15 protein-coding genes are annotated in these 14,091 nt (G+C 73.5%); 8 read left to right on the top strand and 7 right to left on the bottom strand.

Annotated features, from left to right (window positions below):
* Positions 1-160 precede the first annotated feature (160 nt).
* Complete coding sequence (locus BTM25_RS18735) at positions 161-1,078, bottom strand: ABC transporter ATP-binding protein (RefSeq protein ID WP_103564147.1); 918 nt, start codon at positions 1,076-1,078, stop codon at positions 161-163.
* A 101-nt stretch (positions 1,079-1,179) separates the two neighbouring features.
* On the opposite strand from BTM25_RS18735, the gene BTM25_RS18730 reads away from it, so the two are divergent.
* Positions 1,180-1,794: a DUF1707 SHOCT-like domain-containing protein gene (locus BTM25_RS18730; protein ID WP_103564146.1), complete on the top strand. Its 615-nt coding sequence runs from the start codon at positions 1,180-1,182 to the stop codon at positions 1,792-1,794.
* Between the two features lie 260 nt (positions 1,795-2,054).
* Here the strand turns inward: BTM25_RS18730 and glpX are convergent, their stop codons facing one another.
* Positions 2,055-3,089, bottom strand: a complete 1,035-nt coding sequence (glpX, locus tag BTM25_RS18725; protein ID WP_103564145.1) for a class II fructose-bisphosphatase — start codon at positions 3,087-3,089, stop codon at positions 2,055-2,057.
* 171 nt (positions 3,090-3,260) lie between these two features.
* On the opposite strand from glpX, the gene BTM25_RS18720 reads away from it, so the two are divergent.
* Both BTM25_RS18720 and BTM25_RS18715 read left to right on the top strand, forming a co-directional pair.
* Positions 3,261-3,902, top strand: a complete 642-nt coding sequence (locus BTM25_RS18720; RefSeq protein WP_103564144.1) for a TetR/AcrR family transcriptional regulator — start codon at positions 3,261-3,263, stop codon at positions 3,900-3,902.
* A 20-nt stretch (positions 3,903-3,922) separates the two neighbouring features.
* Positions 3,923-4,528: a DUF4245 domain-containing protein gene (locus tag BTM25_RS18715; protein ID WP_235828475.1), complete on the top strand. Its 606-nt coding sequence runs from the start codon at positions 3,923-3,925 to the stop codon at positions 4,526-4,528.
* On the opposite strand, the gene BTM25_RS18710 is transcribed toward BTM25_RS18715, so the two are convergent.
* Positions 4,525-4,749 carry an exodeoxyribonuclease VII small subunit gene (locus tag BTM25_RS18710; RefSeq protein ID WP_103564724.1) on the bottom strand — a complete coding sequence of 75 codons (225 nt, stop codon included), beginning with the start codon at positions 4,747-4,749 and terminating at the stop codon, positions 4,525-4,527. The two genes, BTM25_RS18715 and BTM25_RS18710, sit on opposite strands and share 4 nt — an antisense overlap.
* Positions 4,750-4,759: 10 nt before the next feature.
* Entirely contained in the window at positions 4,760-5,971 is a 1,212-nt protein-coding gene (gene xseA, locus BTM25_RS18705; protein WP_103564142.1) for an exodeoxyribonuclease VII large subunit, read from the bottom strand.
* 75 nt (positions 5,972-6,046) lie between these two features.
* Between xseA and BTM25_RS18700 the strand changes: the two genes are divergently transcribed.
* Together BTM25_RS18700 and BTM25_RS18695 are read left to right on the top strand one after the other, a co-directional pair.
* Positions 6,047-6,463, top strand: a complete 417-nt coding sequence (locus BTM25_RS18700) for a MarR family winged helix-turn-helix transcriptional regulator (protein ID WP_235828474.1) — start codon at positions 6,047-6,049, stop codon at positions 6,461-6,463.
* 13 nt (positions 6,464-6,476) lie between these two features.
* Complete coding sequence (locus BTM25_RS18695) at positions 6,477-7,688, top strand: MFS transporter (protein WP_103564141.1); 1,212 nt, start codon at positions 6,477-6,479, stop codon at positions 7,686-7,688.
* On the opposite strand, the gene BTM25_RS18690 is transcribed toward BTM25_RS18695, so the two are convergent.
* Positions 7,672-8,376 carry a hypothetical protein gene (locus tag BTM25_RS18690; protein ID WP_103564140.1) on the bottom strand — a complete coding sequence of 235 codons (705 nt, stop codon included), beginning with the start codon at positions 8,374-8,376 and terminating at the stop codon, positions 7,672-7,674. The two genes, BTM25_RS18695 and BTM25_RS18690, sit on opposite strands and share 17 nt — an antisense overlap.
* Positions 8,377-8,616: 240 nt before the next feature.
* Here BTM25_RS18690 and BTM25_RS18685 point away from each other — a divergent pair, with 240 nt between their 5' ends.
* Complete coding sequence (locus BTM25_RS18685; protein WP_103564139.1) at positions 8,617-9,597, top strand: 4-hydroxy-3-methylbut-2-enyl diphosphate reductase; 981 nt, start codon at positions 8,617-8,619, stop codon at positions 9,595-9,597.
* Positions 9,598-9,601: 4 nt separating this feature from the next.
* On the opposite strand, the gene BTM25_RS18680 is transcribed toward BTM25_RS18685, so the two are convergent.
* Both BTM25_RS18680 and BTM25_RS18675 read right to left on the bottom strand, forming a co-directional pair.
* Positions 9,602-10,117 carry a DUF6542 domain-containing protein gene (locus tag BTM25_RS18680; protein ID WP_103564138.1) on the bottom strand — a complete coding sequence of 172 codons (516 nt, stop codon included), beginning with the start codon at positions 10,115-10,117 and terminating at the stop codon, positions 9,602-9,604.
* 56 nt (positions 10,118-10,173) lie between these two features.
* Positions 10,174-11,451: a DNA recombination protein RmuC gene (locus BTM25_RS18675; RefSeq protein WP_103564137.1), complete on the bottom strand. Its 1,278-nt coding sequence runs from the start codon at positions 11,449-11,451 to the stop codon at positions 10,174-10,176.
* A 137-nt stretch (positions 11,452-11,588) separates the two neighbouring features.
* Between BTM25_RS18675 and BTM25_RS18670 the strand changes: the two genes are divergently transcribed.
* Positions 11,589-12,596, top strand: coding sequence for an alpha/beta hydrolase (locus tag BTM25_RS18670; protein ID WP_103564136.1), 1,008 nt, complete (start codon positions 11,589-11,591; stop codon positions 12,594-12,596).
* Between the two features lie 32 nt (positions 12,597-12,628).
* Positions 12,629-13,720, top strand: a complete 1,092-nt coding sequence (gene ychF, locus BTM25_RS18665; protein WP_103564135.1) for a redox-regulated ATPase YchF — start codon at positions 12,629-12,631, stop codon at positions 13,718-13,720.
* Positions 13,721-14,091 lie beyond the last annotated feature (371 nt).

Here is a 14,091-nt window from a genome sequence, read left to right as displayed (position 1 = left end):
TGTCTCCCCGCGCGCGGGCGGCGCGCTCTGAGCCGCGCGCTTCCCTCGTCGTTCTGGTCGCAAGCTCCCGCCACTCCTCAGTCCAGCGCGCGGCGCGCGCCGCCCGCGCGCTCGTGTCGCGTCTCCCCGCGCGCGTGCGCCGCGCGCTTCCAGTCCGCGTTCACTCGACGCGCTCGCCGGTCAGGATCACGAAGACGTCCTCCAGGGTGGGGTGGCGGACGATGCCGTCCGCGCCGAGCGCTTCGAGTGCCGACGGCGGCAGTTCCTCGGCGCGCAGGACGGCGACTGAGGGGCCCGTGCGACGGGTCGGGAGGCCCGCGGTGCGCGCGATGCGCTCCACTTCGGCCAGGCGCGCCGGCGGGCCGTGGTACTCGACCGCCTGCTTGCCCGCGTGCCGGGCGACCAGGTCGGACGGGGCGCCGCGCGCGATCACCCGGCCGCGCGCCATCACCGCGCAGTCGTCGGCCAGCCGCTCGGCCTCCTCGATGTAGTGGGTGGACATCAGGACGGTCGTCCCGGCCGTGCGCAGCCCGTCGATCAGTCCCCACAGCTCGGCCCTGACCTGCGGGTCGAGGCCGACGGTCGGCTCGTCCAGCAGCACCAGCGCCGGGTCGTGGACGAGCCCGCGCGCGATCAGCAGCCGCCGCCGCATCCCGCCGGACAGGTCGCCGACGCGGGTCCGCTCGCGTCCGGTGAGCCGCGCCCGCGCCACCGCCCGCGCGACCGCCGCCGCCCGGCCGCCGCGCGGCACGCGGTACAGGTGTGCGAAGACCTCCAGGTTCTCCCGGACGGTCAGCTCCTCGTCCAGGTTGTCCTGCTGCGGGACCACGCCCATGGCCGCCCGCGCCCGCTTGGACTCGCGCGGCACCGGGAATCCCAGCACCTCGATCGCGCCCTCGTCCGCGACGGCCTGCCCGGTCAGCAGCCGCATGGTCGTCGACTTCCCGGCGCCGTTCGGGCCGAGCAGCCCGAGGCAGACGCCGCGCGCGACCGTGAGGTCGAGGCCGTCCACCGCCGCGCGGTTCCCGAACCGCTTCACGACGCCGCGCAGCGCGAGCGCGTTCGTCTGTTGTGTCACCCGTGTCACGTTATGTCCCGTACGGGACCGCGCCTACTGATTTTCCGGCGAAGTCGCGCCGGACGTTCGTCCCGGAGAGCGGGGCGCTTTAGTGTGGACGCGTGGATTCGTCCCGTCCGCGCAGGCCCGGGGAACCGGTGCGGCGCGTCACCGAACTGCGCGCCTCCGACGCCGACCGGGAGCGGGTCGTCGCGCTGCTCGGCGACGCCCTCGCGGACGGCCGCCTCACCCTGGACGAGCACTCCGACCGCACCACCCGCGCCTACGCCGCCCGCACGCTCGGCGAGCTGACCGGGCTGACCGGCGACCTGGCGCCGCGCGAGACCCAGCCGATCATCGCCGACGACCGGCCCGTCTCGGTGCTGTTCGGCCGCGTCCGCCGCGAGGGACGCTGGGTCGTGCCGGTGAAGCTCCCGCTGTTCGCCCTGTTCGGGACGGTCGAACTCGACCTGCGCGACGCCGTCCTCCAGCGCCGGCACACCGTGGTGGACGCCCTCGTCCTCGGCGGGCGGATCCGCCTGATCGTCCCCGACGGCGTCCGCGTCCAGGTCACCGGACGCACCGTCGTCGGCACCCGCGAACTGCGGCACCGCCCGGCCGACGGCGGGCCGACCGTCGAGATCGCCGGGACGCTGCTGCTGGCGTCCGTCCGCGCGCAGGCGCCGAAGCGGTCACTGCGCGAACGCGTGCGCGGCCGCCTAGGCCGCAGACGCTGAGCTGTGTTCCCCAGCGCGGTGGTGGTGCGCTGTAAGCCGTGCGCTTCCCTCGTCGCTCCGGTCGCAAGCTCCCGCCGCTCCTCAGTCCAGCGCACGGCGCGCACCACCACCGCGCTGTGTTGTCTAGCGCGGTGGCGGTGCGCTGTTAGCCGTGCGCTTCCCTCGTCGCTCCGGTCGCAAGCTCCCGCTGCTCCTCAGTCCAGCGCACGGCGCGCACCACCACCGCGCTGTGTTACCCCGCGCGGTGGTGGCGGCGCGCGTTAGACCGCCGCGTCGAAGTTGATCGCGCTGTAGGCGCGCAGCTTCTCCAACTGGTGCTCGCTCGTCACCTGCCTGATCGTCCCGCTGCGCGAGCGCATGACGAGCGAGTGCGTCGTCGCGACGCCCTTGCCGTACCGGACGCCCTCCACCAGCTCGCCGTCGGTGATCCCGGTCGCGGCGAAGAACGCGTCCTCGGACGTGACGAGATCGTCGGTGGTCAGCACCCGGCCGAGGTCGTGCCCGGCCTCGACGGCCTTGCGGCGCTCGGCGTCGTCCTGCGGCCACAACCGGCCCTGGATCACGCCGCCGAGCGCCTTGATCGCGCACGCCGCGATGATGCCCTCGGGGGTGCCGCCGATGCCGAGCAGCAGGTCCACGCCGGTCCCGGCGCGGGCCGCCATGATCGCGCCGGCGACGTCGCCGTCCAGGATGAACTTGATCCGCGCGCCCGCCTCGCGGACCTCCTTGACGATGCCCTCGTGCCGGGGCCGGTCCAGGATGACGACGGTCACGTCCTCGACCGACGACCCCTTGGCCCGCGCGACGGCCCGGATGTTGTCGCCGATCGGACGCTCGATGTCCACCGCGTCGCGGGCCTCGGCGCCGGTGACCAGCTTCTCCATGTAGAACACGGCCGACGGGTCGTACATCGACCCGCGCGGCGCCACCGCGAGGACGGCGATCGCGTTGTTCATCCCGAGCGCGGTGAGCCGGGTGCCGTCCACCGGGTCGACCGCGACGTCGCACTCGGCGCCGGTGCCGTCGCCGACGTGCTCGCCGTTGAACAGCATCGGGGCGTTGTCCTTCTCGCCCTCGCCGATCACGACCACGCCCTGCATCGACACCGTGTTGATCAGTTGCCGCATGGCGTTCACGGCCGCGCCGTCGGCGCCGTTCTTGTCACCGCGTCCCACCCAGCGGGCGGCGGCCATGGCCGCCGCCTCGGTCACCCGGACGAGTTCGAGCGCCAGGTTGCGGTCCGGTGCGGCGGGCTCGGTGGTGAGCGGGGAGGAGACGGTCGTTTCGTCGGACATGACGTCGCAGCCCTTTCGGTTGTTGTATCCGGAATTCTCCGCAATGTCCGGCCCAGGTCACCAATTGGTCCAGACCAGGGACACGGCGTGACCGCCGCCGGGCGGGCGCAGAACTCCGGCGACGGGTACAGGGATCGTTTCCCTCCGGGCAAGGGCGTAATCTCAGCACTCATGAGCAGCGACATCGACGTGCCGCCCGCCGGAGTGGACGAGCCCGCGCAGCGCACCTCCGACCGGGGCGCCGCCACCCGGACCGCCCTGCTGAACGCGGCACGCGAGGTGTTCTGCGAGGCCGGCTTCGCGCAGGCCGCCGTCACCGACATCGTGGCACGCGCGGGCGCCAGCGTCGGCAGCCTCTACCACCACTTCAACGGCAAGGCCGACCTGTACCTCACGCTGTTCGACGAGTTCCAGGCGCGCCAGCAGGAGCGCACCCGCGAGGCGATCACGACCGTCCGGGACGCGGGCGAGACCGACCCCATGCGCCAGTTCCTCGCCGGGGCCAACGCCTACCTCGACGGGTCGCTCGCCGAACGCGACGTCGCGCGGCTGTTCATCTCCGGCGACGGCCCGCCCGGCTTCGACCGCGTCATGCGCAGGCGCCTCAACCGGTGGGCGCGCCGCAACGCCGCGCTGTTCCACACCGAGGACGGCGGCGTGGACGAGGCGCTCGTCATCGTCTTGACCGGCGCGATGGCGGGCGCGGTGTCGGAGGTCGTGCAGGGCGACGACGAGGACGCGTCCCGGCGGCTCGCCGACGAGATCATGGCGATCGTCGCGACGATCCGGAACCCGCGTACCGAGCAGCGCTGACCGTGCGCGATGCTGGAGACGTGAGCGACACGACCGAGAAGCCCGCCCCGGCCCCCGAACGGCCCGTCGTGGAGGTCAACCCCGGCGTCTACAAGCGGCTGACCACCGGGCTCGGCGGCTTCACGCTGGCGATGGCCTGCTGCCTGGTGCTCGTCGGGGCGATCTACCTGATCACGCCGCGCAGCGACAAGGAGGTGCTGCCGACCGTCGACTACTCCGGCCAGCTCCTCGCGATGCGCAGCGGCGCCCCGTTCACCCCGTACGCGCCGCAGGGGCTTCCCTCGGCGTGGCGGCCGACGAGTTCCCGCGTCAACGGGCTCGGCGTCCACGGCAAGCCCGTCGCGTGGCACCTCGGGTTCGTGACGCCGTCCGACGAGTACGCGGCGGTCGAGCAGAGCAACGAGAACGCGGGCGCGTACGTCCCGCGCATGACCAACAGCAAGACCCCGACGGGCTCGCGCACGGTCGCGGGCGCGACGTGGCAGACGTACTACCGCAAGGACAAGAAGGCGAACTCGCTCGCCCGGACGCTCCCCGGCGGCGTCAGCATCGTCGTCACCGGCACCGCCGGCCTGGACGAGCTGGCCGTCCTCGCCGCCGCGCTGAAGCCCCAGCCCCGCACCTAGAACGGCGCTTGGCCGGAGCTCTCGGGCTCGGGCGAGGCCATCGCGGCGGCCAGCCGGGCGCGGGCGCCCTCCAGCCACTCCTCGCAGATCGCCGCCAGGCGCTCGCCGCGCTCCCAGAGGCCGAGGGAGTCCTCCAGCGTCAGCCCGCCCGCCTCCAGCTTCCGGACGACGTCGGTGAGCTGGTCGCGCGCCTGCTCGTAGGTGAGTTTCTCGTCGGCCACGTGCCCCACCCTAGGGCGTGTCCGGCGCGACGGTGACCGCGATGCGCCCGTCCGCGAGCCGGACCAGCAGCCGGTCGCCCGCCGCCACGTCCGACGCGGCCCGGACGATCCCGTCGTCGTCGCGCTGCACGATCGCATAGCCCCGGCGCAGCGTCGCGGCGGGGGAGAGGGCCAGCAGGCGCGCCCGGGTGTGGGACAGTTCGTCGGACGCGCGGTGCAGCGCCCCGTCCAGGCACCGCCGCGTCCGGTCGCGCAGCGCCGCGACCTGCTCGGACTGCCGCTCGATCTCCCGCACCGGGTCGGCCAGCGCGGGCCGCGACCGCATCCCGCGCAGCCATGCCGTCTCCCGCTCCAGCCCGCCCGCGATGACCCGGCGGCCCCGGTCGCGGAGCTGGCGGACGAGCTGGATCTGCTCGCGCACGTCCGGGACCGTCCGCTTGGCCGCGTCGGTCGGGGTGGACGCCCGGACGTCCGCGACGAGGTCCAGCAGCGGGCTGTCCTGCTCGTGCCCGATCGCGCTGACCACCGGCGTCCGCGCCGCCGCGACCGCGCGGACCAGGGCCTCGTCGGAGAACGCCAGCAGATCCTCCATCGAGCCGCCGCCCCGCGCGATGACGATCACCTCGATCTCGGGGTCGGCGTCCAGCTCGCGCAGCGCCTCCAGGACCTCCCGGACGGCGTGCGTCCCCTGGACGGCCGTGTTCCGCACCGCGAACGCCACGGCCGGCCAGCGCCGCCGCGCGTTGCGCAGGACGTCGTGCTCGGCGTCGGAGTCGCGCCCGCAGATGAGCCCGATCTTGCCCGGCAGGAACGGCAGCGGCCGTTTGCGCTCCGGACGGAACAGTCCCTCGGCCGCGAGCACCTGCTTGAGCCGTTCCAGCCGGGCCAGCAGCTCGCCGACGCCGACCGGCCGCACCTCGATCGCGCTGAGCGAGAACGTCCCCCGGTTGATCCAGAAGTCCGGCTTGGCGTGGACGACGACGCGCGCCCCGTCCGCCACCGCCGGGCCCGCCGCCTCGAACACCGCGCGCGGCCCGACGACCCGGACGGACATGTTCGCGACCGGGTCCCGCAAGGTCACGTAGACCGTCCCGCCCCGGGCGTTGAGGTCGGTGATCTGGCCTTCGACCCAGATGCGGCCGAGCCGTCCGATCCAGCCGCCGACCGCCTGGAGGACCGTCCGGACGGGCACCGGCGACTCCGCCGTCGTCTCCATCGCCATGCGCCCCACCCTAGGTCGTTTGGAAAGTTAGTCGAGCTAAGTTAGTATGGCTAAGTAAATGACGAGGAGAGGCCCGTGACCGACCGCGAGATCGCCGAGACCCTCAACCGGCGCCTGCGCGACATGGTGCTCACGCTCCGGCGCATCACCGCCGACCAGGAGATCACCAGCCAGCAGACGTCGGTGCTCGGGTCCCTGGCGGACGGTCCGCGCCGGATGACCGATCTGGCCGCCGAGCACGGCGTCCGCCTCCCGACCATGACCGCGCAGGTCAACCGGCTCGAACGCGACGGCCGGGTCGTCCGGGGCCGCGACGGCGCCGACGCCCGCGTCGTCACCGTCGAGCTGACCCCCCGCGGCCGGGACGGCCTGCGCGACGCCCGCGAGCGGCGCGTCGCCCTCCTCGCCGAGCGCGTCGCGGCCCTCTCCGCCGCCGACCGGGACGCCCTCGCGGCGGCCCTGCCCGCGCTCGGCCGCCTGTTCACCCCCTGAAAGGACGGTTTCCATGCACGTCCAGTCGTCCCTGCTGCGCCAGCCGCTGTCGGTGTGGGCCACCGCGTTCGCGGCCGTCGTCGCGTTCATGGGCATCGGCCTGGTCGATCCCATCCTCCCGGCGATCGCCAAGAACCTGGAAGCGTCGCCCAACCAGGTGTCGCTGCTGTTCACCAGCTACTTCCTGATCACGGCCGTCGCGATGCTCGTCACCGGCTGGGTGTCCAGCCGCATCGGCGGCAAGCGGACGCTGCTGATCGGGCTCGCGCTCGTCGTCGTGTTCGCCGCGCTCGCCGGGACGTCCGACACGGTCGGCCAGCTCGTCGGCTTCCGCGCGGGCTGGGGCCTCGGCAACGCGCTGTTCGTCGCCACCGCGCTCGCGGTGATCGTCGGCGCGGCCAGCGGCGGCGCCGAGTCGGCGATCATCCTCTACGAGGCCGCGCTCGGGCTCGGGATCTCGCTCGGCCCGCTCGCCGGCGCCCTGCTCGGCGACATGAACTGGCGGTACCCGTTCTTCGGCACCGCCGCGCTCATGGCGATCGGCTTCCTGCTGATCACGACGCTGCTGCGCCGGATGCCGCGCCCGGCGGAGAAGACGTCGCTGACGGCGCCGATCCGCGCGCTGCGGCACGGCGGGCTGTCCACGACGGCCTTCAGCGCCCTGTTCTACAACTATGCGTTCTTCACGGTGCTGGCGTTCACGCCGTTCGTCCTGGACATGGACGCGCACGGCATCGGCCTGGTCTTCTTCGGCTGGGGCGTGCTGGTGGCGCTGTCGTCGGTGTTCGTCGCGCCCCGGCTCCAGCGGCGGCTTGGAACGATCCATGTCATGTACGCGGCGCTCGTCCTGCTCGCCGTGTTCCAGCTCGGGCTCGCCGTCTTCGGGCACGGCGGGATCGTCGCCTGCACGATCCTGTCCGGGATCCCGATCGGCATGAACAACACCGCGTACACCGAGGCCGCGATGGAGGTGTCCGACAGCCCCCGGCCCGTCGCGTCGGCCGGGTACAACTTCGTCCGCTGGCTCGGCGGCGCCGTCGCGCCCTACGCCGCGACCAAGCTCGCCGAGCACCTGAACGCCTCGGTGCCCTACGTGGTGGGCGCGACGTGCTGTGCGGCGGCGATCGGTGTCCTGGCCGTCCGGCGGCACCACCTGACGGCGCTGGAACGCGTGGACGTGGACCACGCGTTCCGCGACGTCCCGGCCGTCAGCCCTGGCCGTTGAGCTTGATGATCCGGTTCTCGTACATGCGGACGACGTCCGGCCGGGCCGCGTGCGTGCGCTCGTACTCGCGCAGCAGCTTCACCTGCTCCACCGACAGGCCGCGCAGCCGGGCGCGGAGCTGCGGGATCGTCGCCGCATCGTAGTCGGGCACCGGCAGGTCGGCGGAGGCGATGCCCCGGCCCGACTCCTCGACGGCGGCCGGCGGCGCGGGCTCCACCTCGGCGGACGGGGCGGGCTCCACCTCCGTCCCCGGCTCGGGAACCGGGCTCGGCGACGGCGTCGGCTTGGGAGCCGGACGCGGCGCGGCCTCGTTCCCCGGTTCCGGGGCGGGCTTGGCGGCGGGCGCGGCGCCGGGCTTGCCGACGGCGATCTCCCGCTCGTCGGGGCGGGGCGCCGGACGGCGGGCCGGGGCGGGCTCGCTCTCGTCCTCGCCGCCGCGCACCCGCTGCGTCACCTGCCCGACGACCTTCCCGGCCGTGTGCTGCACGTCCCCGCGCAGCCGGCCGAGCACCGGGCGGACGCCGCCGCCCTCGGTGATCTCCTTGTAGTCCTGCGTGACACGGTCGCTGAGGAGCAGGGCGCGGCCGACGCCGAACATCGCCAGCCGGACCGCGTGCAGGGGCAGGTCACGGAACTGCTCGCCCACGGTGTCGCGCACCTGCTTGATGCGACGCGGCGATCTCGTCATCGGTCTTCCCTCCTCGCCGTCCCGTCGGTACCGGGCTGTACGGACGACGTCATCTCTCCGTCCACAACTCTGCCTCATCGGCGGGAGCATGGTCACCCCGGGTCAACGGGTTTCTGGCCGGACTGTACGTGCGCTGGGTCACATATGCGGGCTTCACCTGTGCTTTGCCCGCGTCGCGCGGCGGGTCCGGGACGGCGTCGCCCGCACGGGCGCCGCAGGGCGTTCCGTACGATGGGGGGCATGACCTCCACGACCGAGCGCCGTGTCCTTCTCGCCAAGCCGCGCGGCTACTGCGCCGGCGTCGACCGGGCCGTCCAGACGGTCGAGGTCGCGCTGGAGAAGTACGGCGCGCCGATCTACGTCCGCAAGCAGATCGTCCACAACGTCCACGTCGTCCGGACGCTGGAGGAGCAGGGCGCGATCTTCGTGGACGAGACCGAGGAGGTCCCCGAGGGTGCCATCGTCGTGTTCTCCGCGCACGGGGTCGCGCCGGTCGTCCACGAGGAGGCCGCCGGGCTGAGCCTGCGCACGATCGACGCGACGTGCCCGCTCGTCACCAAGGTCCACAAGGAGGCCGTCCGGTTCGCCGAGCAGGACTACGACATCCTGCTCATCGGGCACGAGGGCCACGAGGAGGTCATCGGGACGACCGGCGAGGCGCCCGACCACATCCACCTGGTGGACGGCCCCGGCGACGTCGCCAACGTCCAGGTCCGCGACCCCGACAAGGTGGCGTGGCTGTCGCAGACCACGCTGTCGGTCAGCGAGACCATCGCGACCGTCGAGAAGCTGCGCGAGCGGTTCCCGAACCTGCTCGACCCGCCGTCCGACGACATCTGCTACGCCACCCAGAACCGGCAGGTCGCGGTGAAGGAGATGGCGGCGCAGGCCCAGTTCGTCATCGTGGTGGGCTCGCGGAACTCGTCCAACTCGGTGCGGCTGGTCGAGGTCGCCAAGGAGCACGGCGCCGACGACGCCCGCCTGGTGGACTACGCCGACCAGATCGACCCGGCCTGGCTGGAGGGCGTCACCACGGTCGGCGTGACGAGCGGCGCGTCCGTGCCGGACGAGTTGGTCCAGGACGTCCTGGCCTGGCTGCGCGACCGCGGCTTCGGGACGGTCGAGGAGGTCGAGCCCGTCCAGGAGCACGTGCGGTTCTCGCTGCCCAAGGAGCTGCGCCGCGACCTGCGCGCCCCGCTCCCGATCGTCTCGACGGGCTGACCGCTCAGTCGACCTCGGCGTGGTGGGACGGCGGCTCGCGGCGGCGGGAGTCGTCCCAGCGCACCGGGTCGGCGTTCTCCTCCTCGTGGAACAGCCGCAGCCCGGCCAGCCGCTTGCGCAGCTCGCGGAACTGGAGCAGCAGGCCGCGCGGCACCCCGACGGCGAGGACGAGCACCGTCCCGGCGAACAGCCACGGCGCCGTCGCCGCCAGCGCGGTCAGCAGCGCCACCGCGATCGCGCGCAGCGGCGCGTCCTCGCCCGCGTTCAGCACGACCGCCGCCGTCGCCGTCGCCGCGAGGAACACCACGGGCGGGCTCACCGCCAGCGTCAGCAGGTCCGCCGGACGCGTCAGCAGCGCCGCCAGCGCGCAGCCCAGCAGGAAGCCGAGGCCCGCGAGCAGGCCCGTCCCGTCGGCGAGCAGCGCGCCGGCCAGCGCCGCCGCGTAGATCGCCACGATGCCGCCGCGCCCGGTGAGCGCGACCGCCCGGCGCGCGGGACTCCCGCCGTCGCTCGCCCGCACGCGTCCTCCTCCGGTCGCCCCGGAGTCGCCGGAGGCGCGGTCCGCCGTCGGTGCCGTCATCCTCGATTCTCCCGCCGATCGCCTTGCTCGGGAATGGTCCGTCCGGTGGAGACCGCCGGGTCCCCGGTCAGCTCGGCGGCCGACAGGGCGCGCGGGGCGTCCTCGACCGGTGCGGGGCCGTCCAGGGGGGCGTCCACCACGCCGAGGTCGTTGAGGCGCCGCGCGGTGACGAGCACCCGCGTCTCCAGCGAGCCGACCGTCCGGTTGTAGGACTTGATGGCGGTGGTGAGGCCGCGTCCCAGCTCGTCCATGCTGCGGCCCATCGCGCCCAGCCGGTCGTACAGTTCGCGGCCCAGCTCGAACACCGCGCGGGCGTTGCGGGACAGCGCGGCCTGCTGCCACGCGTAGGACGCCGTCCGCAGCATCGTGATGAGCGTCGTCGGCGTCGCGAGGTGGACGCGGCGGCGCAGCGCGTACTCCAGCAGCCCGGGGTCGCGGTCCAGCGCGGGCGCCAGGAACGCCTCGCCGGGGACGAACAGCACGACGAACTCCGGCGTCGGGCTGAACGCCCGCCAGTACTCCTTGGCGGCGAGCCGGTCGACGTGGTCGCGGATGTGGCGGGCGTGGGCGTCGAGGCGGTCGCGCTCGCGGGCGGGGTCGTCGGACGCGGCGGCGTCCAGGTAGGCGGCCAGCGACACCTTGGAGTCGACCACGATGTTCTTGCCGCCCGCCAGCCGGACGACCAGGTCGGGGCGGACGACGCCGTCGGCGGTCCGCGCGCTCGCCTGCTCGTCGAAGTCGCAGTGGTGCGCCATCCCGGCCAGCTCGACGACGCGGCGGAGCTGGAGTTCGCCCCACCGGCCGCGCGCCTCGGGGCGTTGCAGCGCCCGGACGAGCGTCCGGGTCTCCCCGCGCAGTTCCTCGGAGCTGCGGCGGACGAACTCGACCTGCTTGGCCAGCATCGCGTGGGACTCGCGGCGGCCCGTCTCGACCTCGCGCAACTGCTCCTCGACGCGGGCGAGCGTGTCGCGCAGCGGCGCCACCAGGTGCTCGACGGCCGTGCGGCGCCGGTCCAGGTCGCCCGCCGCCTCGGCCCCGGCCGCCTTCAGCCGCGTGTCGGCCAGCTCCAGGAACCGCTGGTTGCTCGCGTCCAGGGCCTTGGCCGACAGCGCCTCGAAGCGCTCGGCCAGCCGCTCCTCGGCGTAGGCGAGCTTCTCCTCGGCGCTGCGGGCGCGGGCGATCAACGGCCCCTGGCGCCCGGTCGCGACGGCGTAGCCGAGCGCCGTGCCGAAGGCGGCCCCGACGAGCAGCGCGACGAACAGCCCGACATCCATCCGCTCATCGTGACAGCGGGCGCGGGACGGGACGGACGCGACGCGCCGGGATGTGACGGAGGCGGTTCATGAGACCTGGCGTCCAATTGGCTCGCATAGAGTACAGAATGCCGTTCAGTTTCTCGGTTGGAGGCGCCATGGCCGTCACGTCGTCCCGGATCCGTCCCGTCGCGACCACGCCCGCCCAGCGGCGCGTCGCGCGGACGCTCGCGCTGGAGCCGGGCATGCCGCCCACGGCCCGCGCCCGCGCCGCCGCCCGCGCGATCCGCGTCGGGCTGCGCACGGTCTGGGAGTACGGGCCGCCCGGCGACGCCGGGATGCTGCTCGTCCAGCGCGCCACCGCGCTCGCCGCCTGGTTCCAGCTCGTCCCGCGCGGCGTGACGTTCACCCCGCAGGACTTCGGGCGCGGCGCGAGCGAGTGGGTGCGGGCCGGGGCGCCGGACGAGCGCAAGGTCCTGCTCTACCTGCACGGTGGCGGCTACTTCTTCGGCGGCCCGCGCCTGTACCGGCCGTTCGCGTGGCGGCTCGCGGCGGCGACGGCCCGGCCCGTCCTCATGCTCGACTACCGGCTCGCGCCCCGGCACACGCCCGCCGACGCGCTCGACGACGCCCTCGGCGCGTACGAGCACCTGCTCGACCAGGGGTATGCGGCGTCCGACATCGTCGTCGGCGGCGACTCGGCGGGCGGGCACCTCGCGCTCGCCCTGCTGCTCGCGCTCCGCGACCGGGACCGCCGGCTGTCCGGCGCCGCGTTCTTCATCTCGCCGTGGGCGGATCTGCTGTGCGAGGCGGAGTCCCACCGCGGCAACGCCCGCACCGACGCGCTCATCCCGGCCGCGCGCCTGGCGTCGGCCGGACGGTCCTACTGCGAGGCGCACGGCGGCGTCGCCGACAGCCCGCTGCTGGCGCCCGGCCGCGCCGACCTGACGGGCCTGCCGCCGTCCCTGTTCATGGCCAGCACGACCGAGATCCTGCGCGACGACGCCCGCACCGCCGTGTCGCGCGCCCGCGCCGCCGGGGTCGACGTCGTCCACCAGGAGTGGGACGGGCTGGTGCACGTCTTCCCGGTCTTCGCCGACTACATCCCGGAGGGCAAGGCCGCCTTCCGCCACATCGCCGAGTTCCTGCGGGGCGCGGGGGCCTGAGCCTCGCCCGGCGGACCCTAAACTGGTCCGCCGTGAGCCTCTCCATCGGAATCGTCGGACTGCCCAACGTCGGCAAGTCCACGCTGTTCAACGCGCTGACCAAGAACGACGCGCTGGCCGCGAACTACCCGTTCGCGACCATCGAGCCCAACGTCGGCGTCGTCGGCGTGCCCGACCCCCGGCTGGACGGCCTGGCGAAGCTGTTCGACTCGCAGAAGATCCTTCCGGCGACGATGGAGTTCGTGGACATCGCGGGCATCGTCAAGGGCGCGTCCGAGGGGCAGGGGCTCGGCAACAAGTTCCTCGCCAACATCCGCGAGACGGCCGCGATCTGCCAGGTCATCCGCGTGTTCGACGACCCCGACGTCACCCATGTCGACGGCGACGTGGCGCCCTCGCGCGACATCGAGACGATCAACACCGAGCTGATCCTCGCCGACCTCCAGACCATCGACCGCGCCCTGCCGCGTCTGGAGAAGGAGGCGCGCACCAAGAAGGACAAGGACCAGCTCGCCGTCGTGGACGCGGTCGTCGCGGCGCGCAAGCTGCTGGACGGCGGGACGACCCTGTTCGCGGGCGCCGCCGACGCCGGGATCGACCTCGCGCTGCTGCGCGAGCTGCACCTGCTCACCGCCAAGCCCTTCCTCTACGTCTTCAACCTGGACGAGGACGAGCTGACCGACGACGCCGTGCGGGCGCGGCTGCGCGACCTCGTCCACCCCGCCGAGGCGATCTTCCTGGACGCCAAGATCGAGGCGGAGCTGATCGAGCTGCCCGACGCCGAGGCGCTGGAGCTGCTGCAGAGCCTCGGGCAGGAGGAGTCGGGGCTGTCGCAGCTCGTCCGGGTGGGGTTCGCGACGCTGGGCCTGCAGACCTACCTGACGGCCGGGCCGAAGGAGGCGCGGGCCTGGACGATCCGCACGGGCGCCACGGCCCCCGAGGCGGCGGGCGTGATCCACACCGACTTCCAGCGCGGCTTCATCAAGGCCGAGATCGTGTCCTACGACGACCTGGTCGAGGCCGGGTCGATGGCGGCGGCGCGGACGGCGGGCAAGGTCCGCATGGAGGGCAAGGAGTACGTGATGCGCGACGGCGACGTGGTCGAGTTCCGCTTCAACGTCTAGCGGTCGTTGCGGCCGTGCCTTGAATCCGGTTTCGGTTTCCGGTTTTCGTGCCGTCCGGAAATGGCGCTGACCTGCGTCGATGCCATTCCGGGGCGGTATACGGCTTGTCCGGAATGTCCTCTAGAGGGCTCGGTGTTCGGTTGCGGCGGCGCGCCGTCCCGGCCGGGGCGCGGGCGCTCCGCGCCGTTCGTCTCCGGACCGCCCCGGCACGTCGTTCGGAGTCCGGGGAAGGGGTTCGTCACCGTTTGGCACTCCTCCCTGTTCAGAGCGGAATCGAATGCGTTATCCACAACCGCGCGGCGGGGCTGTGCTTTGCCGCGATGCGCTGGAAGAATTGACGTTCGTGGTTAGTCTGGCCCGAGATGGGGTCG

It is taken from the genome of Actinomadura rubteroloni (assembly GCF_002911665.1).
Classification (GTDB): Bacteria; Actinomycetota; Actinomycetes; order Streptosporangiales; family Streptosporangiaceae; genus Spirillospora; species Spirillospora rubteroloni.
The sequence above is the reverse complement of the archived record's forward strand: the minus strand, read 5'-3'. Positions and strand labels throughout refer to the sequence as shown.